The organism is Helicobacter hepaticus ATCC 51449, from assembly GCF_000007905.1.
GTDB classification, from domain to species: Bacteria; Campylobacterota; Campylobacteria; order Campylobacterales; family Helicobacteraceae; genus Helicobacter_C; species Helicobacter_C hepaticus.
Map to the genome: position 1 here is coordinate 1,160,044 of NC_004917.1, position 25,593 is coordinate 1,185,636.

Consider the following 25,593-nt stretch of genomic DNA (forward strand, 5'->3'; position numbering starts at 1 on the left):
ATGGGTTTTGATATTCTAGGATTTCACGTGTGGGATTTGAGCCAACCATTTGGTTATTTTGAGGCATTTAGTGGCATTATTGTTGTTCTTTTGTGTGCAGCAATAGCATTTGGGCTATTGCGATATTTTCGTCCTCCAAAAATGTGATTTTATGAGTGTATATTATTTTAAAGTTAGCATAGTGTTGATAATCCATTTATTTGCCTCATAATTGACAAGTTCTATATCAGATGTAAGTGTGCCTTTGCCAAAAACTACACGCACATTTGCCCTAGCAGTTGGCATAGGTTTATTGTCTCTGTTGGTATCATTGTATTGAGAATCATCATAGGATTTTTGAATCTGCACCTGTGAATCTTGCTCTTGCGAGATTGGGGGTTGTGTAATGGAGAGTATTTCTACATTTTTATAACCACCATTTATTTTTGCTCTTGTGCTTTCTGCGCTTACAAACAAATTAGCAAGATTACGTTGATTCATAGAATCTAGTGCGTAGCCATAGCTTGAATATTGCACAAATTTATTTAAATCTCCCCCAAATAAACCCTGCATATAACCTTCTATAGCTTGTTTTTGTGCCTTCTCTTGTTGAGATTGGATACAGCCATAAAAAGCGATTGTGCACACAAGGCACAAGAGAAAAAGAAAATGTTTCTGCGTAATGATGAAATATTGTTGGGCATTCATTCTTTATCCTTATAAAAAATGATATTATATGTCAATTATGCCAAATGTTAAGATATGAAATCAAAAGTATTTTGTGGCATAATAATTGCTAACTTTAAATAAAGATAAAAAACTTGTGGTTTAACAAAACTGACGATTTGTCTAATGTGCATTAAGGAGGAAACAATGGCAGTTAGTCCTATTGGTAATGTTACTTATATCAATCAAAACTCGCAGGTTGGCTCAATTCAGTATGCAAATAATATGCAAAAAGTTGATGTTGCACTTCACGCAAATATGCAAGAATTTGTAGATAAACTTAAAGCTGTGCAGGAAGTCTCTCCTACTCCTCAAACTGAAGCTATAAATCCAGATGATAAGCAAGATAAAAAACGTGAATTTGAAGAAAAGGAAAAGAAAAAAGAGCAAGATTCTCAAAATGCAATAGAATCTTTTATAGAAGATGAGACACCCACTTGCGCTACAGAGCCGACACATTTGCTTGATATTAAGGCTTAGGGACATAAAGGTGAGATTAAATGAAGGCGAGTATAAAAGGAAACTTAAGATATTTGGGATTGCAAATGATGTAATACCTTTTGTAATACATTTAATCGGACTTATTTTACAATGTGTTTTGTTGTGGATTATTTTTATCAAAACAAAAGAGAAATATTTAGCAGACGCTTATATAGCTGGTATATGCTTTATTTCTATATTCATAGGAATGTTCTTTTTCGCTATTTGGATAGAAGTTTATCCTTATTTTTCATCTTATGATAAAATGATAAACTCACCTGATTGCTGTCCTTGATGAAACTGATGAAAGGCACGATTATGCTATGGTATTCTTGCCTATACCTTATGAGTTAGGAGAGTGTGAATGAGAACATTAACACTACTTTATCTTATGCCTTTGTGCGTGATGCTTACCTCCTGCACAAAGCCTATATATACAAGCTTTGAGACAAGCAGAGCAAAAATGAAGGTGCTATCAGGGTTTAGCTTTGGACAATGTAGCAAGATAGAACAAGAACCGTATAAAAATGCTGAACAAATTTTGAGCAATAAGGACTTGATAGATTATAAGAAACAATACTATGAAAATGGCAAAATACAAATAAATCAATATGAAATTACCGACAACAAAAAATCAATAATAATAAAGAATAAGGCAGATAACACTATCATACATACAGCATATAATCATTCTAAAGATGGAGTGTTCAATATATCTTATGATAAGCAACATTTAGGAATTTGTGATAGAGGAAAGCTGCGTATATTTGATTTAAACAACAACCTATATGAACTTGAGCATTACAAAGATAAAAAATGCACAGAGGTTTATTTTTCTTTAGATGATAAATATCTTATAGTAAATAACAAAAATCAAGGACAAGTTTATGATTTTAAGGCAGGAAATTTAGTATATAATAATCCTAACAATTCTCTTTCTGTATCATTGGGTTATGATTGGTCTTACAAAGTTTTTTATCCTATGCTTATAATGGGCTATGCAACAGCTGGCAATGAAATCATATTGCTTGATGAAGAAAAAAGAATTATTGTTGAGGGATTAGAGGATTCAAGTTCATATCGGGAAAGCATTAAACAAGTTAGAAAAAATAAAGAGGGTATTGATGTATTAGTCTGGGAATTACAAAAATCTTGGGCACCTTTTGTCTCTTTTGCGCCAACTTGTTCAATTAGAATATTACAAGAATTTTAGTGCAAACAAAGATTCAAATACAAAAACTTTCAATCAGGGGGAACTTTTTATGATTCTAGACCACCTCCCCCTTTACACTTAACATAAAGGATTGATGATGTCTTACCTCTCCCTCTCTCTTCCTTCTTTTACCTTTACTATTACCAAAGCCCATATTAAAGAGAGTTTAGAATCTAAAACTAGCTATAGGTGTAACGATTCTAACTATCTTTAGCTCATAAGGACTTTGCTATTTAAAGGGTTATCCTCTTGCAATTTGCTCTATTATTGTATTAAAGCTTTTGCTTGGGCGCATAATAGATTCTGCTTTATTATCGTCAAACTTATAATATCCACCCAAATCTACCGCTTTGCCTTGAGCATTATTAAACTCTGCTCGTATAGAATCTTGCTTAGATTCTAGTTCATCTGCGATTGGTTTAAAAAATGCGGCAATGCTAGTATCTGCACTTTGATTTGCCAAAGCCCTTGTAAAATACATACTTAAATAAAAATGGCTTGTGCGGTTGTCATCTTCGCCAACCTTGCGAGAGGGAGCTTTGTTATTATCTAGCCACTGCGAAGTTGCACTATCAAGTGCATCTGCCAAGACTTTAGCTTTAGCATTATTTTGCTTTTGTGCGTAGAATTCTAAACTTGCTTGAAGTGCTAAAAATTCACCCAAACTATCCCAACGCAAATGATTTTCACCTACAAGCTGTTCTACTTGTTTAGGTGCGCTTCCGCCAGCACCTGTTTCAAACATTGCTCCTCCATTAAGCATAGGCACGACTGATAGCATTTTTGCACTTGTGCCAAGCTCCAAAATAGGGAATAAATCGGTAAGATAATCCCGCAATACATTGCCAGTAATAGAAATGGCATTTTTACCTGCACGAATAAGGCGTAAAGATTCTAAACACGCTTCTTTTGGGGCTAGAATCTCTATGTTTTTGCCTTTTTCTTTTAATCGTTTTTGCACTAAATCAATCATAATTTTATTGCTTGCGCGCTTAGCATCTAGCCAAAAAATTGCCTTATCACCTGTAATATCAGCACGCTCAATGCCTAAATCAATCCAATTTTGCACCGCATCAAACTTTGCTTGATTTGCACGATAAATGTCGTTTTTGCGCACTTTGTGAGAGAGTAGCACAGAACCATTAGCATCCACAATTACAAATTCGCCATCATTTGGTGCTATGAAAGTTTTATCGTGTGAGCCATATTCTTGAGCTTTTCTTGCCATAAGCCCGACATTAGAGACGCTGCCAAGTGTCGCTGGATTGAGTGTGCCATTTTTATGTAAATCTTCAATCACAGCTTCATAGATTGTCGCATAAGTTTTATCTGGTATCACAGCGTTTGCATCGCATTCTTTGCCCTCTTTATCCCATAATCTTGCCCCATTTTTAAGCATAGCAGGCATAGAAGCATCAACAATTACATCACTTGGCACGTGTAAATTCGTAATACCTTTATCAGAATTTACCATTGAGATTTTTGCACTTTTTTCTAGGATTTCATTATATTTGCTTAGAATCTCTGCTTTTTTAGGAGAAGATTCTATCTTGCTAAGGAGCTCACTTACGCCATTGTTAGCATTGACACCAAGTCGTGAGAGTTCATCACCAAAAGATTCAAAAATTTCTTTAAAATATGCCTTAACTGCATAGCCAAAGAGCACAGGATCACTTACTTTCATCATTGTTGCTTTTAAATGGAGTGAGAAAAGAATACCTTTGTTTTTACACGATGTAATTTGCTCTTCATAAAAGCGTGAAAGCTTTTGTGCGTCCATAAATGTCGCGTCTAAAATCTCATTTTGTTCTAATTTCAAGCCCTCTTTAAGCACTTTTTCTCCACTAGAATCTCTAAAGATAATTTTTGCGGTTGTAGCAGATGGAATTAATACCGCCTTTTCATTGTCAAAGAAATCACCTTCTTTCATATAGCTAACGTAGCTTTTAGAATCCGCACTAAAAGGCACGACACGATAAGGATTTTTTTGCGCATAAGATTTCACAGCTTTTGTAGAGCGTCTATCGGAATTACCTTGTCTAAGCACAGGATTAACTGCTGAGCCTAGCACCTTTTGGTATTTTTCTTTAATGGCTTTTTCTGTGTCATTTTGTGGCTCATCAGGGAAATTTGGCACATCATAGCCCTTGCCTTGCAATTCTTTTATTGCTGCTTTGAGTTGAGGGATTGAAGCAGAAATATTAGGAGTTTTGATGAGATTAGCTTCTTTTGTTTTTACAAGATCCCCTAAAATGCTTAAAGCATCTTCTACTTGTTGCTCTTGTTTTAAACGCTCGGGAAATTGAGCCAAAATGCGTGCTGATAGGGAAATATCAGAGGTTGCCACTTCAATGTTGGCGTGCCGTAAAAATGCCTTTGCAATAGGCAAAAAAGAGTAGGTTGCAAGTGCTGGAGATTCGTCTGTGAGAGTGTATGTAATTTTCATAATGTATCCTTTCGGTATAGATTTAATACCCTTAAGTATAGCAAAAATCATTATGTTTGCAATAAGAGATAAAGATTTTTTAAACTTTTAAAGATTTAGAGGCAGATAGGTAGCAATTACTCACTTAAATTTGACTTAGCATTTAATTATTGCGCTGATTGTGCGCATTTTGTATTTGAAGTATTTCCTCCCCAGACATTCTCGCTTGTTGTGCAATAATAAGTTCTCCCTCTACATTCAGCTACATAACTATATGTTTCATTGACAAATCCATATCTATTCTTTTTAATAGTAATCTCTGAAGGTGCGCAACCTATGGAGCTAGAAGCCATATGGGCAAGACTTCCTTTAAACATACAGCCGACATTGCATAAAGCAACAAAACTTATAAATAAGACAACACCATATTTTATAAATGTTCCTCAGAAAAATTGCAGTATTTTAGTAAATTAAAATTTAAAGATTCTTAAAGTGTAAAATTGCTCTTTAATTTATAGAATCTTATGTTAAAAGTAAATAGCTTTGTGCCTTATCGCGTTCAAGTGGCGAGAGGGAATGTGTTTGCGCACCGATTTGGACCTGATAGCATTGATTAATATTTGTTTTGCCATAGCTTAAAGCAATGCGTCCTGCAAGTATTTTATCTTCCATAGAAGCACTAGATTCTACAATGCCAAGCGGTCCTACGCAATCAAGTAATGTAATTTGTTCCATATTTGGATTTGGCTTACTTAGTTTAATGTTTTCCTCTTCATTACGAGCAATGACACAACGCGCACCATTTTCTAATACAAGGTAACGTCCTACTTTTACCATTTCTATATCTTCAAAGTGCATTTGACGATGGGAGATAAGGTCTTTGATTTTGAGTGCCACAGAATCTTGTGTAAGCAAACAACCGCCACCTGGTTTTTCAAAATATTTAAACCCATATTCTTTTATCATTTCAAGCTGTCTTGTGCGCCCTCTTCCACTCACATCAAGCAAACGTTCTCTATTAACCCAACCCATTTTTTCAGGGAAGCTTGGCTCAAGTAGTTTTGCACTCATAGGGCGCAGGAGCAATTCATCAAGAAATTGTGGTTTGTTAGGATTGCTACCATCTCTTGAAAGGATAGAATCAAATTTGCTTTCTTCTCCAATGTGTCGCACAAGTTTTTTTACTTGGTCAAGGGCTTCTTTACGCTGGCTTTTGGGACGCTGTCCGAGCACTTCTCCGCTCACCACAAAATCCGCTCCCACTTGCAAAAGATAATCAAAAGCATTAGCAAACATATTTGCGTGGCAGTCGATGCAGGGATTGAAATATTTGCCATAACCATATTTTGGTTTAAAAAGCACATCGTTAAAAAATTGTTGTTGGATATCTAAAATCTGCAATTTTACATCAATTTGTGCAGTTGCATTTTGGAAATATGCTAATTTATCTTTATTGCTGCCAAAACCGATGTTAAAATGCAGAGCAATTACATCAATGCCTTGGTCTTTGAGTAGTTTCATAGAAATGAGGCTATCGCAACCTCCGCTAAAAAGTGCTAATGCTAACATAGGGCAGTAATTCTCCTTTTTTAAGTGTTAAGATTTTTGTTTTTAATTCTTTGATAATTTCGCTTTTGCGTCTCAAACTCATCTCATTTGAATGAGGAATTTGTCCTAAAAGCTGACTATATGCTTGAGTGACGAATAATCGCAAATGTTCTTTAAGAGAGGGTAAATCAGGAAGTGGTTTTATATTGTCATTGAGCGATATTGCAAGTAATCGTGGATCATCGTAGCATTGGTTTGTAACAAGCCCAAATTCTATTTTTTTATATTTAAAGAGTGATATATCAATATATTCAATGGCAAAATCAATCAAGTTTGGTTTTTCAAGGAAACTTTTAATGAGCACAGATTCTGCAAAATCTTGCATAGACGCATTAAAGATTGTTTGGGTTGAATGGGCTTTATTATGTTGAGTATGAATAAGTCGTGTGGGCAAAGAGAGCAATCGTGCAAGTAGTGGTTTGTATTCTTCTTGTAAAAGAGGACTTAGAGTGTGTAGGAATTGAGTAGATTCGGCAAGAGCCTTTTCTTTTTGTAATGGGTTTTCAAGCTCATAACTGCGGGCAATGTGCGTAAGGACAAATTCAATAAAAGAAATGGGGTGAGAGAATAGCTCACTTAATTCATTAATTTGTTTATGTGCTACCATATCAGCTGGGTCCGCACCATTTTCAAAGATAACTACACCGCCCTCAATGCTCGCTTCCGATAAAATCTTCGCTGCTTTGAATGCTGCGTTTATCCCTGCTTTATCACCATCATAGCTTAAAATTACTTTTGGCTCACCTTTGCGCAAAAGAGGTAAATGCTCTTTGGTAAGGGCTGTGCCAAGTGTTGCCACCGCATAATCAAAACCTGCTTGATGGAGCATAATCACATCAAGGTAACCTTCGCATACGATGATTTTTTTTTGCTTGTAGATTCTATCTTTGGCGAGATAATAGCCATAAAGAAGCTTTGATTTATTAAATATTTTGCTTTGGGGAGAGTTGATATATTTAGCATTTGCGTTGCTCATCGTGCGTCCGCCAAAACCTACGACTTTTCCATTAGGAGAATGTATAGGAAAGATGATGCGGTCATTAAATCGTGCATATTCACGCCCATTATCTTTGCCAATAATCCCAAATTCAAGCGCTTCTTGTTTATTAAGAATTTTAGCATTAAGGAAATTAATCGTCTCAAAACTTGCTCCACAATAGCCCAAACGGAATTTTTCAATACTTGCATTTGCTACTTGACGAGAGGCGAGATATTCAAGCGAAGGTTTATGCGAAAGGAGCTGTTTTTGGTAAAATCGCATTATTTCATCAAGCACAATAGAATCGGGTTTTTTTTCATAAGTATTTTCGTATTCAAGAGCAAAGTTTGTCATTGCTGCAATTTTTTCCACGCTTTCTACAAAACTTAGTTTTTCATATTCCATAAGAAATTTAATTGCATCACCGCCCACACCGCAGCCATAACAATGATAGAATCCTTTTGTGGGACTAATGATAAAACTCGGCGTTTTTTCATTATGAAAGGGACAACAAGCCATATAGTTGCTTCCTGATTTTCTCAGTTCTATATATGAGCCAATAACATCAACAATATCAATATTTTGCTTGAGTGTTTCAAGCGAGTGCTTGCTAATCATAATATTTGTGTATGCCTTGAATATGTAAGATTGTGTTTTGAAGTGTAGATTGTATAAAAATAAACCTTTGAATCTGATATTTATTTTGCTTTTTAGTGAATGTGAATGAGTGAATTTTGAAAAACTTTATATAATCTATTATATATAACTTTAGTCATTTACACTAAATTTTATTCAATATTTAAATATAAAGTATTGACTTGTTTAACAAAAAAATATAAAATTTCGCACTTCAAAAATTAAGTGCTAAAATTTTTGATTAATTATTTATAAAGGAGTTGATTATGAAGTTTAGACCTTTGGGAGAGAGAGTTCTCGTAGAACGCGTGGAAGAAGATACTAAAACAAGTTCGGGTATTATTATTCCTGATAATGCTAAAGAAAAACCTCTTATGGGTATAGTAAAGGCAGTAAGTGCTAAAATCAAAGACGACAAAATATTGAAAGAAAATGATAAAGTCGTATTTGGTAAATATAAGGGCGCAGAAATCAAGCTAGATTCAAAGGAGTTTATTGTCCTAGAGCTAGATGATATTTTGGGCGTTATTGAAAAATAAATTTTAGAATCTTAAACATTAAAGGAGTAAAAAATGGCAAGCAAAGAAATTAACTTTTCAGATTCGGCAAGGAATAAGCTCTATGAGGGCATTAAGCAATTAAGTGATGCAGTAAAAGTTACAATGGGACCAAAAGGGCGAAATGTGCTCATTCAAAAAAGTTATGGAGCACCTACGATTACAAAAGATGGTGTATCTGTGGCAAAAGAAATTGAGCTTGCAGACCCTATTGCAAATATGGGTGCACAGCTTGTAAAAGAAGTGGCAAGCAAAACTGCTGATGCAGCAGGAGATGGGACAACAACGGCAACCGTTCTTGCTTATAGCATTTATAAGGAAGGATTAAGAAATATTACTGCAGGTGCGAATCCTATTGAAGTAAAACGTGGTATGGATAAAGCAAGTGCAGCAATTATTGAAGAGCTTAAAAAATCAAGTAAAAAAATTGGTGGCAAAAGTGATATTGCACAAGTTGCAACTATTTCGGCAAACTCTGATGAAAACATCGGAGCATTAATTGCTGAAGCAATGGAAAAAGTTGGTAAAGATGGTGTTATTACCGTTGAGGAAGCAAAAGGTATTAATGATGAGCTAAGTGTAGTTGAGGGTATGCAATTTGATAGAGGCTATCTTTCTGCGTATTTTGTAACAAATACTGATAAAATGACAGCACAGCTTGAAAATGCTTATGTGCTTTTGACAGATAAGAAAATTTCAAATATGAAAGAGATTTTGCCATTGCTTGAGGCAACTATGCAAAGTGGCAAACCGCTTTTAATCATTGCTGAAGATATTGAGGGTGAGGCTTTGACAACATTGGTTGTGAATAAATTGCGTGGAGTGCTTAATGTTTCTGCTGTTAAGGCACCTGGATTTGGCGATAGACGCAAAGCAATGCTTCAAGATATCGCTATTCTCACAGGTGGACAAGTTATTAGCGAAGAGCTTGGCAAAACACTTGAAGCAGCAACACTTGCAGATCTAGGAAGTGCAGCTCGTATCGTGATTGATAAAGATAATACAACAATCGTTGATGGTAAGGGCAAAACAAAAGATGTTAAAGATAGAATCGCACAAATCAAAACTGAAATTGAAAACACTACAAGCGATTATGATAGAGAAAAGCTCCAAGAGAGATTAGCAAAATTAAGCGGTGGTGTGGCAGTTATTAAGGTTGGTGCAGCAAGTGAAGTAGAGATGAAAGAGAAAAAAGACCGCGTAGATGATGCACTTTCTGCAACAAAAGCAGCGGTTGATGAGGGAATCGTTATTGGCGGTGGTTCTGCCCTTATTCGTGCTTCACAAAAAGTTAAACTTAAGCTTGAAGGTGATGAAGCAATTGGTTATGATATTATCAAACGCGCAATTAAAGCTCCTCTTGCACAAATTGCGACAAATGCAGGATATGATGCAGGTGTGGTTGTGAATGAGGTAGAGAAAAATTCTAAAGATGGCTTTGGGTTCAATGCGACTACAGGTGAATATGTAGATATGTTTAAAGAGGGCATTATTGACCCACTCAAAGTTACACGTGTGGCGTTACAAAATGCAGTATCAGTTTCAAGTCTGCTTTTAACAACTGAAGCAACAATCAATGAAATCAAAGAAGATAAACCAGCTCCAGCAATGCCAGATATGGGTGGAATGGGCGGTATGGGTGGAATGATGTAATCCCCCTTGCTTTTTGAGTTTATAGAATCTGTGTAGATTCTATAAACTCCTTTTTTACTAGCTTAAACCTTTCTCAAATAGAGCATTTGCTTCCTGCATAATCTTACATTATATCAATATTTGCTTTCTTGGCTTGGATTCTCTGTAAGTTTTTTGGAATCTTATAAAGTTTGTTATCTTTTAAAAACATTGCACCTGTTTGATGAAAATGAAATTTTATACCCGCATCATAGGCTTGTTTTCTCAAACTCAACACCCATTTATAATCACATACTCTTGCCTTATATCCGCTTTCTCCTCCCACAGAGATAAGATCTATATCTTGTAAATAAGATTCTATATGAATCTCCTCTAATAATGGTGCGCAAATCACCCAACGATGCTTAATAGGCAGAGCACACAAAAGTGAGATTCTTTGATGAGCTCGTTTTTGATTTTCTACACTCACGCCAATACTCACATTTTCATATCCTTCCCCCCAATCTTTGGGGAGATTCTCATATAAACGTTCAATTCTTTTAGTGAAAAAGACAAAATGCACATTTTTGCGTTGCTGCATTATTTCCCACGCTCTTTTTCTCCATTCATCAGCTTGTGGAAGTAAAAAATCGCTACTAAAACAAGTATATACTAATGTATTATCAAGTATATGATACTCACCATTTCTACGCTTTTTGAGAGGATATTCAAAATTTTTATTAAGACAAATATGTTTTGTATCTCGTTTATGGATAGAATCCATACTATAAATAAAGCAATTTTTGCAACCCTCACTTACTCTAAAGCAGCCGTGCCACGGATTCCAACTTGTTTCTAATTTACCAAACATTTTCACCCTGTATTGCGAATACCTTGTGCGATACCCACAATAGTCGCGTGGATTTGTTCAAGAAGACGTTCTTGTCCTTTAGGATATTTGCAGCTTTCATATTTTTTAATCAGTTCAATTTGGGTGAGGTTAAGCACGCTTAGGTAAGGCTTGCGCAATAGGATAGATTCTCTAATAGCACCTTCAGAATCCAAAAGCACACTTTCCCCACGCAAATGCAGCAAATACTCCATTGTGAGATGATATTGTGTATAAATATGCTCCCAAATATCCTCACGCACTTTTTTATCTTTGACAAATTGGTTATATAATGAAGCAATATCTAAATCCACTTTAAGCAAAGCTTGAGAGATATTATCAATAGTTGTTTTGAAAAAGAGTGATTGCTCATAACAATCTCGTAATTGATTTTTATCTACATTTGCTAATCCACTTCCTAACCCATACCAAGCGGAAATAATAGCGCGATTTTGTGTCCAAGCAAATACCCAAGGAATTGCCCGCAAATCTTCAATTTTTTGTGTATCTTTGCGTTTGCTTGGGCGAGAGCCTAGATTAAGGTTTTGTATAAATTTTATAGGTGTAGCGTTTTTAAAATACTCTAAAAAGCCTTTGTTTTCATATACAAGTGCGCGATAAGTTGCACAGGAGGCATTAGAAACATTTTCAAGCAATGCCATTGTCTGCGGATTGTTTTTATATTTTTCTGTGCCATAAGAATCATATACTCCTTTTTTGAGCAAAGCACTCAAGGTGCTTGAAAAGTTTTTGGTTGCAATATGGCTATTGAGGTATTTAGCACTTATCATTTCGCCTTGCTCTGTAGTTTTAAGAAAGCTATGCACGCTTTGAGGTGCAGAACAAAGTAGCGCTTCTTCAAGGCTTCCTCCACCACGACTAACGCTTCCTCCTCGTCCGTGAAAGAAACTAATGCGAATATCAAGTTGCGTTTGGAGTTTGGTAAGATTGCTAATAGCGCAGTAGAGATTATAATTGCTCGTAAAAATACCGCCATCTTTGCTTGAATCTGAATAGCCTACCATAATTTCTTGGGTGCTATTATGGTCAAAAAGATATTGCTGATAATGAGTATTAGCATAGAGGGTTTGGATAATGCTTTGGGCGCGCTGTAAATCATCAATGGTTTCAAAAAGTGGTGTAATAGAAACACTCGCTTTGCCTTTTTTGCCCTCTTTTTTCTTGCCCGGTTTCCATAAACCACTTTGTTTAGCAAACCACAATACGCAGAGTAAATCGCTCGCTTGAGTGCTCATAGAGATAATAAAGCTTTGTAAAATATGTTTTGAAATATGTTTTTTTGCCCATTGGATTCTTAAAAATGCTCCTACAAGCCGCTTAGAGGATTCAGAGAGTTGCTCAATAATTGTATTTAAATCATATTTTTTAGCACTTAACGCATAGTTTAAAATCTCAATCTTTTTGTTTTCATTTAAGTCTTTAAAATCACTATCACAAAACCCTATAAGACAAAAAATTTCGCTTATAGTGCTTAAAATTATATCTCTATGTTCTCTAAAATCAAGGCGCAAAAGATGAAAACCTCCAAGTAGCACTAAATGTCTAAATTCTACCAATCCACGCGCAGATATATCATCTAGAGATTCTATCATCATATCAATATCTTCTAAAAGCTCATTAGAATCTTTATAAGTAAAATCAATGCTATCGGTAGTATTAATTGCAATAAGCCGATTTTGAAGCTTTTTTTTGATGAGGTAGAGTTTTGCGCGGAAAGGTTCTTTAGCAAAAAGTTTTGCTTCGTTATTTAAAAGTTCGGAGCTATCATTTTGGAGTGATTGTATAAGGCGTTTGCTGGGCTGAATAAAATCCATTGACATAGAAAGCTCACGAATAAGCTTTTCACTTGTGCGAATATAGATTTCAATAATCGCTTTATGTGCAATTTTCATTGTTTTTGTCATTACTTCATTGCTCACATATGGATTACCATCTCTATCACCACCTATCCAACTTCCTAGTATGATAGGAGAGCTTTCTAATGCCTTGCCAAGTGTAGATTTTATATCGCCTAGCACTTGCGTTGCAGATTTAAGAATAGAGCTTTCAATAATATAGAGTAAGTTATCAAGTTCAAAGAGAATCTCCATTTTTTCACTTCGCACTAAATGTGTGTGCCATAATAAATGAAGCCTATAGAGAAGCTGAGATTTAGCATTTGCATCATTATGGGCAAAGATATTTTTGATGTTTTCACTCATTTGGTGATGTGCTTCAAGAAATGTGCGGCGGCGAGATTCTGTAGGGTGAGCAGTGAAAACGGGATAAAAGCGTAAATGTTGCAAAATCTCTAGTGTATCATTTTTGTCATAACCTTCCTGATTAAGCTCTTTTAGAGTTTTAGGGAGGTGATTAAGCATAGCATTATTGCTTAAATTAAGTTCTTCAATAATATTAAGCAACATATGATAAAGCGTGAAAGCTTTAATAATAAAAAGTGTTTTATCTTGGGCTGAAATATCTGCAAGTATGCGTTTAAGCATAGTTGAATCGTGGTTTTGAAGACTTTGCTTAATATTTAAAAAAGCATTTTTTAGCTCCTCATCAACACTTTGGAGCAAGTGAATAATTGTATCAGAAACAAATTCTACTTGTATTGGTTGGAGCAAAGTGGATTTTGGAGATTTTTTTATGCCTTCTTGTGGTGAGTGAGAGTGTTGCATATTTACTTCCTTTAAGCCTTTGACTTGGTGGCTTAATTATAACTAAGTTTGTTTTAACTATAATTGAGCCTTTAATTTAAAATAGCGGCTAAACTGCTAGAAAGGAAATGTATAATGGCATTAAAAGTGTATTACGACAAAGATTGTGATTTAGGACTTATTCAAAAGAAAAAAGTTGCAGTGATTGGCTTTGGTTCACAAGGGCACGCTCACGCAGAAAACTTACGAGATTCTGGCGTTGAGGTAATTATCGGATTGTATCGCGGTGGCTCTAGCTGGGTAAAAGCTGAAGCAAAGGGTTTTAAGGTGCTTGAAGTGAGTGAGGCAACAAAAGTTGCTGATGTGATTATGATATTAATCCCTGATGAATTGCAAGCTGATGTGTTTGCCAAAGATATTTTACCCTCTTTAAGCGAAGATAAAATTATTGCATTTGGGCACGGATTCAATATCCATTTTGGGCAAATCAAAGCTCCAAAGGGTGTAGGTGTGATTATGGTTGCACCAAAAGCCCCGGGTCATACCGTTCGTAGTGAATTTGTAAAAGGTGGCGGAATCCCTGATTTAATTGCTGTAGAGCAAGATACAAGCAGAGGAGATGCCAAAGCGATTGCACTAAGTTATGCAAGTGCGATTGGAGGAGGGCGCAGTGGCATTATTGAAACGACTTTTAAAGATGAGACAGAGACAGATTTATTTGGTGAGCAAGCTGTGCTTTGCGGTGGTGTAACGAGCCTTGTTAAAGCTGGATTTGAAACTTTGGTTGAGGCAGGCTATCCTGAAGAAATGGCGTATTTTGAGTGTTTGCACGAACTAAAGCTAATTGTGGATTTGATTTATGAGGGTGGCTTGGCAAATATGCGCTATTCTATCTCAAATACCGCAGAATATGGCGATATGGTAAGTGGTCCGCGTGTGATTAATGAAGAATCTAAAAAAGCAATGAAGCAGATTCTAAAAGATATTCAAGAAGGGCGATTTGCTAAAGATTTTATATTGGAGCGTAAAGCAGGATATGCGAGAATGAATGCAGAGCGAAAAAATCTAGCAAATCATAAAATTGAGCAAGTCGGTGGCAGACTCCGCGCAATGATGCCGTGGATTGGTGCAAATAAATTGGTAGATAAGGAGAGAAACTAAATAAAACTCCCACTTGCAATGAACTTGCAACATTAAAATTGTTTATAGTATAAAATACTTTATAAAAGGAGGGCATAGAATCTAAGGAGTAAGAATGACAAACCTAAAGAGTATGCAAATTCTCATCATAGGCTATGTGGGGATTATCATACTTGGAGCTTTGCTTTTGTTTTTACCTTGTATGCACTCCTCTTCTCTTAGTTTTATAGAAGCCCTTTTTACGAGCACTTCAGCTTTTACTTGCACAGGGCTTATTATAAAAGATACGGCACTTGATTTTACACCTTTTGGACAAGCTGTGATTTTAGCTCTTATTTGGCTTGGCGGATTGGGATATATGAGTATGCTTGGTATCGTGTATGTATTCCTTCGAAAGCGACTTTCAAATAGGGAACGCAATATGATAAAAGAATCACTTAATTATCCTTCCTATGATGGTATGATGAGTTTTTTAAAAAAAGTCTTGTTTTTTGTAATTTTAATTGAATCCTTTGGTGCTTTGGCGCTTTTTATTTATTTTTATTTTGTGCAAGATTTTAGCGTTTTCACTGCTTTGTGGGCAGGTATATTTCACGCTATTTCGGCTTTTAATAATGCAGGATTCTCTATTTTTAGCACTAATCTTATGGCTTATCGCCAAAGCGTGTTTGTTAATAGTGTGATATGTTTTCTTATTATCGCTGGAGGAATGGGTTATATTGTGCTTATTGAACTCCATACCTTTATAAAGTCGCGTTTATACATATTTTGGAATATTTGTCTAGCTTTTATGCGCAATAAACCATTATCAAATCTGCACACAATTCGCTTGAGTTTGCATAGTAAGATTGTTGTAAGTTATACATTTGTGCTTTTAACTTTGGGATTTAGCTTTATATTTGTGCTTGAATATCACAATCCAAAGAGTATGGGTAATTTTGAGTTTTTTGACAAAATACTCTCAAGTTTTTTTATGTCGGTAAATTATCGCACCTCTGGATTTAATAGCATTGATTTGGGAGGATTGAAAGATTCTACAATGTTTTTCTCTTCTTTGCTTATGATTATAGGAGGGGCTCCGGGTGGCACAGCAGGAGGTATTAAAGTAACCACTCTCGCAACACTTTTTGCTTTTTGTGCCGCGCTTTTTTATGATACACAACCACGATTATTTAAACGTAGGATTATGGAAAAAAGTGTAAAAAAAGCCATTGGTGTAGGTATTATTGCTATGATTTGTATCACTTTAGCAAATTTCATTATTGCTGCTTTACAAGAGGATACGCGTTTTATGCTTATTATGTTTGAGGTTTCATCAGCTTTTGCAACTACGGGCGTGTCTGCAGGCAATGGTGGCACATTAAGCTTAAGTGCGAATTTCTCCCCACTCTCGCAAATAGTAATTATTGGGCTTATGCTAATGGGAAAAGTAGGTATTTTAGCTTTTTGGCTGGCATTTGTGGGCAAACGTAAGCAGAGTTATATTACTCTACAAGAGGAGCGCGTGATTATTTAGAATCTATCAATTTTAGGAGCACGAATGAAAACAAGTTATGCAGTTATTGGATTAGGGAAATTTGGGCAATATGTTGCCAAAGGGCTTATACGAAATAATGAAAATGTTATTGTATGTGATGATAGTGAGGAGCATATTAGAGAATTTAAGGATTTAAGTGATGAGGTTTATATCCTTGATGCGACAAATAAAGAAGCATTGCGTGAAGCTGGTGTTAAGGAGCTTGATGTCGTTATTATTAGCATAGGAGAAAATATAGAATCTAGCATTTTGAGCGTGATTGCTCTCCAAGAATTGAAGAATAAATTTATTATTGCCAAAGCTGTCAATCGCTCACACGGCATTATTTTAAATCGTTTGGGTGTGGATTTGGTCGTGCGTCCAGAGCAAGATGCTTCAAGTCGGCTCCTTGATAAATTATTATGGAATCGCAACCATATTTTTAAAATCAATGAACAATTAGATTTAAGCAAAGTGCCTATTATAGAATCTGATGTAGGCAAAAGTGTAGGCACAAAGCAATATGAGCTACAAATGCGAGAGAATGTAAAAATTATAGGCGTATATCAAAGTGGCATTTGGCATATTCATACCAAAAAAGCAGGGGTAAAAGAGCCCCTTGAGCAACTCATACTTGAGCAAGGAGCAGTATTGCTTTTGCTTCAATCACATATTAATGCTTAAGCGCAAGGATATATACAGGTTCATAAGTGAGTGTATTATTAAATCGTTGAGTGTAGTTTTTAAGCATAGTCTTTGTGAGATGAAAGGGTTTGTTTATACCAAAGGCATTTACACCACTTAGTTTGAGATGTCTAAAGACTTCAAGGGAGCTATCAAAATGCAGACGATGATGCGTAGATTCTAAGACAAGGATTTCAAAGTCTTTTTCTAGTAATGCGCGTATCGTATCTAAGCTTTCATATTTCAAACCAACCCCTGTAATTTCGCGTATTTCGTGCATATTATCTTGTCCAAAACTACTTAATGCCAATATGCCACCACAAGTAATCATAGATTTTAAATTAGTGAGCGTAGAGGCGCAATCAAGCCATTGCAAACAGGCATTAGAGATGATAAGTTCAAATTGTTTTTTTGCAAGAGAATGAGTGCAAAGTTGTGCCATATCAAAGGCAAGGTGCAAGATTCTCTCATCGTGCAATGCTCCAGCCATATCATAAGGGTAAAAATCATTTGTTATATAGTGTTGAAAATCAAATGATTTGCTTATAAGAGCTGTAAGCTCACCTGTCCCTGCACCAAATTCAAAGATAGAATCAAAGCTTTTGCGATTTGTGCCCAAAACCAAGTTTAAAAGATGAAATCTCATAGCGCGTTGTATAGGACTATTGTCATTATAAGTGTCTCGGGTTTTATGAAAAGAGATAAGATTAAAATCGTGCGAAGAATATTTTAGTATTTTTGTAGGTGGCATAATTCTTCCCACGAGGTAAAGTTAAAGAAAACAAAATGTGGCTCATTACTCCATAGAATCCGTGTATTTTGGGGAGATTGAGAGAGCCAATATTGTTTATTTGCTTCTGGTGGGAAAATTTCATCATTACGTGATATAAGTGCGTATTCCCACCTCTGACATTGATGTGAGTGTATAGATTGAGAAAACTCATAAAGCGCTCCAAGTTCATCGCGTAAAGCTTGATTATCTCGCAAAGTAAAATGAGCGTCTAATCTGTGCCCTAATAATCCTGTACGAAATTGTTGAGAATCAAGATGTTTCATTGTTCGTCTAAAAAGCACAGGAGGAATACCATAGATTTTATCAACCCCTAAAGGTGTGCCATTAATAGCAAGTGTATGTGTAAATTGCTCCCATATAGATGAAAACATAGCATTTGCCACACATACGCCAAGCGAAAAGGCGATAAGATAAATATGCCGATAGTAGGAGAGATTCTTAAAAATATCGTGTGTATTGTAGGAATTGAGCGTATTTAAATCTCTATAATCATAAAACATCACTACATCGCAATCATAAATTTTAAGATGGTGAAAATGACAAGGGTCGCTTCCAAACCCACCCATAAATATTATTAAATCTTTAACCAAAGAATCTTTAGTATTTGCGCTATGAAGCCATTTATACTTCATAGTGTCTCCGCAAGTTGAGCTATGTGTTCTAATTCTAAAGCAGCATTAAGACAGAATCGGATTCTTGCTGTTCCTTTGGGGATTGTAGGTTCCTTGATAGCGGGAGCAAAAAATCCACGCTCACGTAGCTGATGAGAGAGTTGAACTGCAGATTGGTTATCTCCACACATAAGCGAGATGATATGTGCTTCACCTCTTATTGCATAGCCTTTTTCTTTTAAGTGTGAGCGGAGATGCTGACTTAGAAGTTGCAATTTTTCGCGCTTATTTGTTAGAGTGAGTATCTTGCTCCATATGAAATTACTCCACGCAATATTAATTGCGGGCAGGGCAGTAGAGTATATGAGTCCCCGTGCAGTATTGATAAAGAAGTCTCTTTGAGTTGTATTGCAAAGCATACAAGCTCCCATAGAGGCTAGAGCCTTACCAAAAGTCAGCACAAGAAAATCAATGTCTTCAATACATTCATAAGCTATTCCGAGTCCATTATTTCCACACACACCTACACTATGTGCTTCATCAACATATAAAAATACATTGGGGTAATCTTTTTTAAGTTGTATTATTTCTTTAATATTGCCAAAATCTCCCTCCATACTAAAAAGTCCTTCAGTTACAATGATAATACGTTCATAATGACGATGATGAAAATCAATAAGTGTTTCAAGCGCAGTCATATCATTGTGTCTAAAACGCTTAAAGTGAGCATTGCGCACTCCATCAAATACACTTGCGTGAGAGAATCTATCAAGCAAAAAGAGTGTGTGTGAGAGAGTGCTTAATGCCTGAATACAAGAGAGATTGCAGTGATAACCGCTGTTAAAAAGTAAAGCTTTTTTTGGGGCATAGAGTTGGCTAAGATGAGATTCTAAAGTCTCATAAATAGGGAATCCTCCGCTTAAAGAGCGTGAAGATGCGCTAGAAAAAACCATATCTTGTGGCGAGAGTGTGCTAAGAAATTCTTGTATAAGTGCAGTATCTAGGGAAAGAGCCAAATAATCATTGCTTGCAAAATTAATTAAAGGTTTATGTGAGGAATGATGAGCGTGTGAGGCATAAGGAGTGATATAAATACCATCGTGCTGATAATCCGTGATTGTGCGGAAATTATGTGCATTTTTAAGCGATTTTAATCGTGCATTCAAGCCCACATCAGACGATGAAGTATAATCAAATGAGGTTTTGATAGGCATAATATTCCTTGTGTTAAGAGATGTGATTAGATGTTTTGGAGTAAAATTATATCTTAAATTATTATATAAAGGTTGAGTTATGCTAGATTTAAAAGCATTGGATTTGGCGCATATTTGGCATCCTTGCACACAAATGAAAGACCACGAAACGTTGCCTCTTATTCCTATCAAATCAGCAAAAGGTGTATATTTATATGATTTTGAAGGAAAGGCATTTATTGATGGTATCAGTAGTTGGTGGGTGAATCTTTTTGGGCATTGCAATCCTTTTATCAATGCTGCAATTACGAAACAATTACAACAATTGGAGCATATTATTTTGGCAGGTTTCTCACACGAGGGAATCATTCGCTATTCAGAGAAATTATGTGCTTTGCTTCCGCAGAGCTTGCAAAAATGTTTTTATGCCGATAATGGCTCAAGTGCCATTGAAGTAGCTCTGAAAATGAGTTTTCATAGCCATTATAATGCAGGAAATAAAGATAAAAACGCATTTTTATCCCTTAGTAATGCTTATCACGGCGAAACTTTAGGAGCTTTAAGCGTAGGTGATGTCGCATTATATAAAAGCACTTATCAGCCTCTTTTACTTGAATGTTTAAGCGCACCTGTGCCACGAGGTATATGGAATCCCGATGATGGCACAATAAGTGGAGATTATCATATGGAACTTGAAGCATTGGAGGAAATTTTAAAACATCACGCTCATCGCATTTGTGCATTTATACTTGAGCCATTATTGCAATGTGCTGGTGGTATGAATATGTATCCCGCAGCTTATATTAAAGAAGCGTGTGCATTAGCAAGGAAGCATAATATTCATATTATCTTTGATGAAATTGCCGTAGGATTTGGGCGCACAGGCAGTATGTTTGCTTTAGAGCAATGTGATGTAACGCCTGATTTTCTCTGTCTTTCTAAGGGTATTACAGGAGGATATCTTCCTTTATCTGTTGTGGTTACAAGCAATAATATCTATGAGGGATTCTATGCTCCTTATGAGGAACAAAAAGCATTTTTGCACTCTCATAGCTACACAGGTAATGCTTTAGCTATAGCAGCTGCAAATGCCGTATTAGACATTTTTGAGCAAGATGATATTATATTTTCTAATCATTCTTTAAGTGTTGCCATAGTCAAGCGGTGGTCTATGCTCGCAAAGCATAAAAAAGTAGGGAATCTACGAGTATGCGGAATGGTGTTTGCATTTGATTTGCAAGGTTGTAAGCTTAAAAGAGCTGGTTTATATGTGTATGAAAACGCACTTGCAAAAGGCGTGTTATTGCGTCCTTTGGGAAATACAATTTATTTTATGCCACCTTATGTGATAAATCTTGAAATTGCTGAATATGTATGCAATGTGCTTGATGCAATCTTAGAAGATGATTTCTAATTTATAATAATTTTTGAATATAAGGTGTAAGCTCATAAGAGAGTGCATTTGCAGCAGAATCCAAAGTTTGAGTTGTATAAGATTCTATATGCACAAGTGGTATTTTCGCATAAGAGCGCACAAATTCATCAATATCATCACGATGCACATCTTGGTTATCTTTAAGCATAACAATCGCAAGAACCGGTATATTTTGCATAGCACGCAATGTGAGTAAAATATGATTAATGCAACCAAGATAATATCGTCCCACAATAAGTGTAGGACGAGGATTGGCAAGAATAAAATCAAAAAAAGTAATTTTATCATCAAGTGGCGTGAAAAGTCCCCCAGCAAGTTCAATGAGTAATTTATCACATTGTGGAATACTTAAATGTAGTCCATTATATGTTAAATTTTCATATTTGCGTCCAATGTGTGGAGAAGCAGCTGTATTCAGCGTAAGTGCAGATGGCAAAATCTGTGTGTGAGGGGAGAGTTCTTTCACACGATGTGCATCTGTCGGACTTCCCGCTTGAATGAGTTTAAAATAAGTATATGAAAATGCCTTGCAAAAAGCCGCACTTAAGTGCGTTTTGCCCACATCTGTATGAATTCCCACAACATAAAGCTGACGCAATATCGTATTCATTAGTATAAAACCTTGCTTAAGTTAAGAAACAAAGAATCTATTTTACAAGTGGCATAAGCTCTTTGGCAATACGCTCAAGTTCCTCTTTCATAGGTGCACATTGCACAATAAGCAGATTAAGTCCTGCTTCCTCATACGCCTTAATTCTTTGTGCTACTTGCTTAGCTGTGCCGACAAGATTAGAGCGCAAACCACGATTAGAAACGCTATAATCATATTTAGAGACTTCTACATCAAGTTGGGAATTGCCTGTGAAATTCTTATAGGAATTTTCATAATCTGCATAATTTTTAATCGTTGTGATTCTTTCTAGCTCTTTTAAGGCTTCTTCCTCTGTGTCTCTAATGATAATATAAGTAGCCATTCCAAAGCCTTTAAAAGGTGCTAATCCAGCCTTTTGTTTTCTTCCTTTCATATCAGCAATTTTTTCTTTGACTTCTTCTATTGTGCCTCCGTGCATTAAATATTTATCTGCAAACTGCGTAATGGCTTCTCTTCCTCTTTCGCTCTCTCCTCCGGCATATACAAGTGGCATTTTAGGAGGTTTAGGTTCATTAAATGAATTTTCAAAACTAAAGTATTTGCCTTTATGATTAAGAGGGCTTTTGCTCCAAAATCCCCTTAAAACATCAGTATATTCGTGTGTAAGGGCGTATCTATCATCGTGCCCATCAAAGCTTATCCCATATTGTCTCGCTTCCTCTGCCCACCACGCTGACACCATATTAATACTAAATCGCCCACCACAAATTTGTGAAATCGTAGCAATTTGCTTTGCTGTGAGAGCAACCTGATGATATTGTGGGCGCAAGGCTGCTAGAATCTCAATTTTTTTCGTAATTGCTGCCAATCCATTAGCAATAGACCACGCATCAAGAGCAGGAGCTTTTTCACCTTTAATATCATTAAGGTAGAGCTCTGGCACGAGTGTAAGCACATAACCGAGTTCTTCAGCGCGCAGTGTCAAGTCTTTGATATACTCCCACGAGCCTTGAGTGCTATCATCATCAACATTTCTAAGCCAACTTCCCCAAACAGGTGTCCAATATCCAAATTCCATAAATGCCTCCTTGAGATTAAATTAACGATTTTTTTGCCATTCTGCATTAAGAAAGGCTACGATTCTATCTGCTGCTCTGTGAGAAGCCTTAGATTCCACAGATTTATTATAATTAGTATTTGTATTAATATCATACACGACTAATTCACCTTGTGTGTTTTCCATAAACTCTACGCCTGCAACTTCAATTTTATGTGCGTGTAAAAATGTTTCAAGTTTTGCAATAAGTGGTGTTTGTGCGTTAATATCTTCTCTAATGCTAAATTTATCTCCGCTTGTCTCGCACATTGCTCCTGCAATAGCGGGTGTAGAATCTTGTATCTCGCACATTCCACCAGCGAGTTTTGGTAAAGATTCAATATTGCACGCCTCTGCTGGACAAAGTTCAAATGAACCCGCACTTGTATCAACGCGCACAGCGTAGTGAAATTTACCACCAATAAATTCTGCACGAGTGATAAAAAATTCCTTGCTTTTAATATATTCTTGCAAGAGCGTAATACCATCAATCGCTTCCTCAAATGCAGCCGAATGCACATATTCTTTAAAAGATTCAAAGTTTTCAAAAAGTCTCACACCAAGCCCTTTACCGCCTTGATTATGTTTTGAGATAAAAGGTGTTTGCAATGTTTTTGCCACTTCAAGTAAATTTGTTTTACCAAAACAAGCATAAGTTTTTGGCGTTAAGAATCCTGCTGCATTAAGCGCAAGATATTGTTTGATTTTACTCACTTCAAATTCAAGCACCGATGAACCATTAATTACGCGCCTATTGTAAGAATGTAACCATTGTAAAATGGCGCGTCCATATTCTTTGGTATATTGATGTTCTCGTGTATGGCAAGATGCACTAAGTCGTGACCAAAATACTCCTTTAGGCGGTTCTTTGTCAAGATAGATAGCACCTTCTGTAAGGATTATTTCTTGAAATGGCACTTTTGCTCGTTCAAATGCCTCTTTAAAAGGTGGGATCCATTCTGGATTCTCGTGAATAATAAAAATGCCTTGTGGTAATGAATTATATAACATACTCTTCTCCTCTTAATTTTGGTCTCCCTGTCCCTGCATAATCGTTAATAGTAGATTTTTCGCCACCTACTCTATATTTTGAAGCAATATGTTCATTACCAAGTCTATCACCTTTACCAAAAAGCTTATGGCGCAAACTCCCTTGTGTATAAGATTGCTTATATACACCTCTTTTTTGCAATTCAGGCACAATAAATTCTACAACATCTTCAAAAGTGCCCGGTGTAGTAGCATATGCGAGATTAAAACCATCAGCATCAGAGTATGCGATAAATTCTTGCAAAATATCTGCTACTTTTTGTGGGCTTCCAACAAATTTTGGTCCTTGACAACCTATACCTGTAAGTCCAATTAAATCTCTTAATGTCCAAACTCGCCCATCATCTATGGTAGAATTGCTCAAAGCTTCTACTTGTGCAACTATGGCATTTGATTTGATATTGTTTAGAGGGTCATCAAGCTTGTATTTAGACAAATCTACACCGAGCCAGCCTGAATTTATCACAAGTGAGCCCTCAACACTTGCATAAGAAAGTAAGTCTTTATATTTGGCTTGAGCGAGATTCTCATTTGCATCAGTGATAATCGTAGCAAGAATATAGATTTTTGCGCTATATGGGTCTCGCCCTGCTTGAATGAGCGCATCACGCACTTGTTTGACTGCAATTTTAGCATATTCTTTGGTGGGAGGTGCAATGAAAATTGCTTCTGCGTGTGTAGCAGCGAATTGTCTTCCACGAGCTGAATTTCCTGCTTGAAATAGCACAGGCGTGCGTTGAATACTTGGCTCGCATATATGGATTCCGGGCACATCAAAATATTTGCCGTGATGCCCTATGTGGTGAATCTTAGAAGGATTAGCGAAATCGCCACTTTGTTTATCTAAAATTACCGCATCATCTTCCCAGCTCCCTTCTAGTAGTTTATAAATGACTTCCATATATTCATCAGCTATGTTATAGCGCTCATCGTGAGGTAATTCACTCTCACCCATATTTTTATTGGCGCTTGGGAGATAACCTGTAACGATGTTCCACCCCACGCGTCCTTTAGTGAGATGGTCCAAAGTGCTTAACCTTCTTGCAAAAGGAAAAGGGTGCTCAAAAGGTACACCTGCAGTTACTCCAAAACCTAAATGTTGAGTAACTGCTGCGCCAATTACAGCAAGTTGTGTAGGGTCATTAACCGGCACTTGTAAAGCAGTTTTGAGCGCACCTAAATCATTACCTCTATAAATATCATATACACCTATCACATCAGCGATGAAGATAGCATCAAAAAGCCCTTTTTCTGCCACTTTTGCAATATTTTGCCAATACTCAATATCTTTGTATTGCAGTGCTTGGTCTTTGGGATAGCGCCATAATCCCGGACTAAGATGAGAAATACAATTCATCTCAAAAACATTAAAATGAATAGGTTTTGCTTCTTTCATTGATGCCTCCATTTTTTACATTTTGTTAAGTTTGGTTAAACTATAAAACGTATCATACTCACATTTTTTTGAAAATACAATATGTAATTATAAAAATTTGTAAATTAATGCTACTTTTTTACTCATATTTTAAGATAAAATAAGAATCTACAGCATAGGCTAAAAGCAAATTCAACTATCACTTTCTTAATTGTGCCTGAATATAACTCATAAAAAATTTGTTAAAAGAAACGATAAGGAGATTGTATGTTTGTCATAAGAATGTAGTGTAATAAAGCCTACCCACAGACTTTATTACACGCGAAGAATAGAGAGATACTT

The 25,593-nt window shown here is 36.1% G+C and carries 23 protein-coding genes and 1 pseudogene; 10 read left to right on the top strand and 14 right to left on the bottom strand.

Annotation, left to right across the window (positions count from 1 at the left end; translation table 11 throughout):
* Positions 1–147: a hypothetical protein gene (locus tag HH_RS09550; RefSeq protein WP_011116031.1), complete on the top strand. Its 147-nt coding sequence runs from the start codon at positions 1–3 to the stop codon at positions 145–147.
* Positions 148–162: 15 nt separating this feature from the next.
* Here the strand turns inward: HH_RS09550 and HH_RS05770 are convergent, their stop codons facing one another.
* Positions 163–687: a hypothetical protein gene (locus HH_RS05770; protein ID WP_011116032.1), complete on the bottom strand. Its 525-nt coding sequence runs from the start codon at positions 685–687 to the stop codon at positions 163–165.
* A gap of 165 nt (positions 688–852) precedes the next feature.
* Between HH_RS05770 and HH_RS09735 the strand changes: the two genes are divergently transcribed.
* From HH_RS09735 to HH_RS05785, 3 genes are all read left to right on the top strand, one after another.
* A complete protein-coding gene (locus HH_RS09735; RefSeq protein WP_011116033.1) occupies positions 853–1,185 on the top strand; it encodes a hypothetical protein in 333 nt (110 codons plus the stop codon).
* A gap of 10 nt (positions 1,186–1,195) precedes the next feature.
* Positions 1,196–1,480, top strand: coding sequence for a hypothetical protein (locus HH_RS05780; RefSeq protein ID WP_226989476.1), 285 nt, complete (start codon positions 1,196–1,198; stop codon positions 1,478–1,480).
* A gap of 168 nt (positions 1,481–1,648) precedes the next feature.
* Positions 1,649–2,398, top strand: a complete 750-nt coding sequence (locus HH_RS05785; protein WP_226989477.1) for a hypothetical protein — start codon at positions 1,649–1,651, stop codon at positions 2,396–2,398.
* A gap of 241 nt (positions 2,399–2,639) precedes the next feature.
* Here the strand turns inward: HH_RS05785 and HH_RS05790 are convergent, their stop codons facing one another.
* The 4 genes from HH_RS05790 to dnaG all read right to left on the bottom strand — a co-directional run bounded on the left by HH_RS05790 (position 2,640) and on the right by dnaG (position 8,028).
* On the bottom strand, positions 2,640–4,844 hold the full coding sequence (locus HH_RS05790; RefSeq protein ID WP_011116036.1) for an NADP-dependent isocitrate dehydrogenase: 2,205 nt from the start codon (positions 4,842–4,844) through the stop codon (positions 2,640–2,642).
* Positions 4,845–4,990: 146 nt separating this feature from the next.
* Positions 4,991–5,200 carry a hypothetical protein gene (locus HH_RS05795; protein ID WP_011116037.1) on the bottom strand — a complete coding sequence of 70 codons (210 nt, stop codon included), beginning with the start codon at positions 5,198–5,200 and terminating at the stop codon, positions 4,991–4,993.
* A 145-nt stretch (positions 5,201–5,345) separates the two neighbouring features.
* Entirely contained in the window at positions 5,346–6,392 is a 1,047-nt protein-coding gene (locus tag HH_RS05800; RefSeq protein WP_011116038.1) for an argininosuccinate synthase domain-containing protein, read from the bottom strand.
* Positions 6,370–8,028, bottom strand: coding sequence for a DNA primase (dnaG, locus tag HH_RS05805; protein ID WP_011116039.1), 1,659 nt, complete (start codon positions 8,026–8,028; stop codon positions 6,370–6,372). Before dnaG ends, HH_RS05800 begins: the two co-directional genes overlap by 23 nt.
* A gap of 284 nt (positions 8,029–8,312) precedes the next feature.
* Between dnaG and groES the strand changes: the two are divergent.
* Both groES and groL read left to right on the top strand, forming a co-directional pair.
* Positions 8,313–8,576, top strand: a pseudogene (gene groES, locus HH_RS05810) (co-chaperone GroES); the annotation flags it as partial.
* 42 nt (positions 8,577–8,618) lie between these two features.
* A complete protein-coding gene (gene groL, locus HH_RS05815) occupies positions 8,619–10,256 on the top strand; it encodes a chaperonin GroEL (RefSeq protein WP_011116041.1) in 1,638 nt (545 codons plus the stop codon).
* Between the two features lie 103 nt (positions 10,257–10,359).
* Here the strand turns inward: groL and HH_RS05820 are convergent, their stop codons facing one another.
* A complete protein-coding gene (locus HH_RS05820; protein ID WP_011116042.1) occupies positions 10,360–11,085 on the bottom strand; it encodes a DUF5131 family protein in 726 nt (241 codons plus the stop codon).
* A 2-nt stretch (positions 11,086–11,087) separates the two neighbouring features.
* Positions 11,088–13,787 carry a phosphoenolpyruvate carboxylase gene (locus tag HH_RS05825; RefSeq protein ID WP_011116043.1) on the bottom strand — a complete coding sequence of 900 codons (2,700 nt, stop codon included), beginning with the start codon at positions 13,785–13,787 and terminating at the stop codon, positions 11,088–11,090.
* Positions 13,788–13,901: 114 nt separating this feature from the next.
* Here HH_RS05825 and ilvC point away from each other — a divergent pair, with 114 nt between their 5' ends.
* The 3 genes from ilvC (at position 13,902) to HH_RS05840 (ending at position 17,106) form a co-directional block, all read left to right on the top strand.
* Positions 13,902–14,927: a ketol-acid reductoisomerase gene (gene ilvC, locus HH_RS05830; RefSeq protein ID WP_011116044.1), complete on the top strand. Its 1,026-nt coding sequence runs from the start codon at positions 13,902–13,904 to the stop codon at positions 14,925–14,927.
* A 94-nt stretch (positions 14,928–15,021) separates the two neighbouring features.
* A complete protein-coding gene (locus HH_RS05835; RefSeq protein WP_011116045.1) occupies positions 15,022–16,422 on the top strand; it encodes a potassium transporter TrkG in 1,401 nt (466 codons plus the stop codon).
* 24 nt (positions 16,423–16,446) lie between these two features.
* On the top strand, positions 16,447–17,106 hold the full coding sequence (locus tag HH_RS05840; RefSeq protein ID WP_011116046.1) for a potassium channel family protein: 660 nt from the start codon (positions 16,447–16,449) through the stop codon (positions 17,104–17,106).
* Here HH_RS05840 and bioC read toward each other — a convergent pair.
* Genes bioC through HH_RS05855 form a run of 3 tightly spaced genes read right to left on the bottom strand, consistent with a single transcriptional unit; the run spans position 17,096 to position 19,682 of the window.
* Positions 17,096–17,857: a malonyl-ACP O-methyltransferase BioC gene (bioC, locus tag HH_RS05845; protein ID WP_011116047.1), complete on the bottom strand. Its 762-nt coding sequence runs from the start codon at positions 17,855–17,857 to the stop codon at positions 17,096–17,098. The two genes, HH_RS05840 and bioC, sit on opposite strands and share 11 nt — an antisense overlap.
* Entirely contained in the window at positions 17,836–18,531 is a 696-nt protein-coding gene (locus HH_RS05850; RefSeq protein ID WP_011116048.1) for a pimeloyl-ACP methyl esterase BioG family protein, read from the bottom strand. The genes bioC and HH_RS05850 overlap by 22 nt, the downstream gene beginning before the upstream one ends.
* Positions 18,528–19,682: an aminotransferase class I/II-fold pyridoxal phosphate-dependent enzyme gene (locus tag HH_RS05855; protein ID WP_041309362.1), complete on the bottom strand. Its 1,155-nt coding sequence runs from the start codon at positions 19,680–19,682 to the stop codon at positions 18,528–18,530. The genes HH_RS05850 and HH_RS05855 overlap by 4 nt, the downstream gene beginning before the upstream one ends.
* A 121-nt stretch (positions 19,683–19,803) precedes the next feature.
* On the opposite strand from HH_RS05855, the gene HH_RS05860 reads away from it, so the two are divergent.
* The gene (locus tag HH_RS05860; RefSeq protein ID WP_011116050.1) at positions 19,804–21,117 is read left to right on the top strand and encodes an adenosylmethionine--8-amino-7-oxononanoate transaminase; all 1,314 of its coding nucleotides are present in this window, start codon (positions 19,804–19,806) and stop codon (positions 21,115–21,117) included.
* Between the two features lies 1 nt (position 21,118).
* Here the strand turns inward: HH_RS05860 and bioD are convergent, their stop codons facing one another.
* From bioD to HH_RS05880, 4 genes are read right to left on the bottom strand one after another with little or no spacing between them, the layout of a single operon-like run.
* A complete protein-coding gene (gene bioD / locus HH_RS05865; protein WP_011116051.1) occupies positions 21,119–21,748 on the bottom strand; it encodes an ATP-dependent dethiobiotin synthetase BioD in 630 nt (209 codons plus the stop codon).
* Between the two features lie 37 nt (positions 21,749–21,785).
* Positions 21,786–22,808 carry an LLM class flavin-dependent oxidoreductase gene (locus HH_RS05870; protein WP_034325401.1) on the bottom strand — a complete coding sequence of 341 codons (1,023 nt, stop codon included), beginning with the start codon at positions 22,806–22,808 and terminating at the stop codon, positions 21,786–21,788.
* A 21-nt stretch (positions 22,809–22,829) separates the two neighbouring features.
* Complete coding sequence (locus tag HH_RS05875; RefSeq protein WP_011116054.1) at positions 22,830–23,837, bottom strand: ATP-grasp domain-containing protein; 1,008 nt, start codon at positions 23,835–23,837, stop codon at positions 22,830–22,832.
* Complete coding sequence (locus HH_RS05880; protein WP_011116055.1) at positions 23,827–25,272, bottom strand: LLM class flavin-dependent oxidoreductase; 1,446 nt, start codon at positions 25,270–25,272, stop codon at positions 23,827–23,829. Before HH_RS05880 ends, HH_RS05875 begins: the two co-directional genes overlap by 11 nt.
* Positions 25,273–25,593 lie beyond the last annotated feature (321 nt).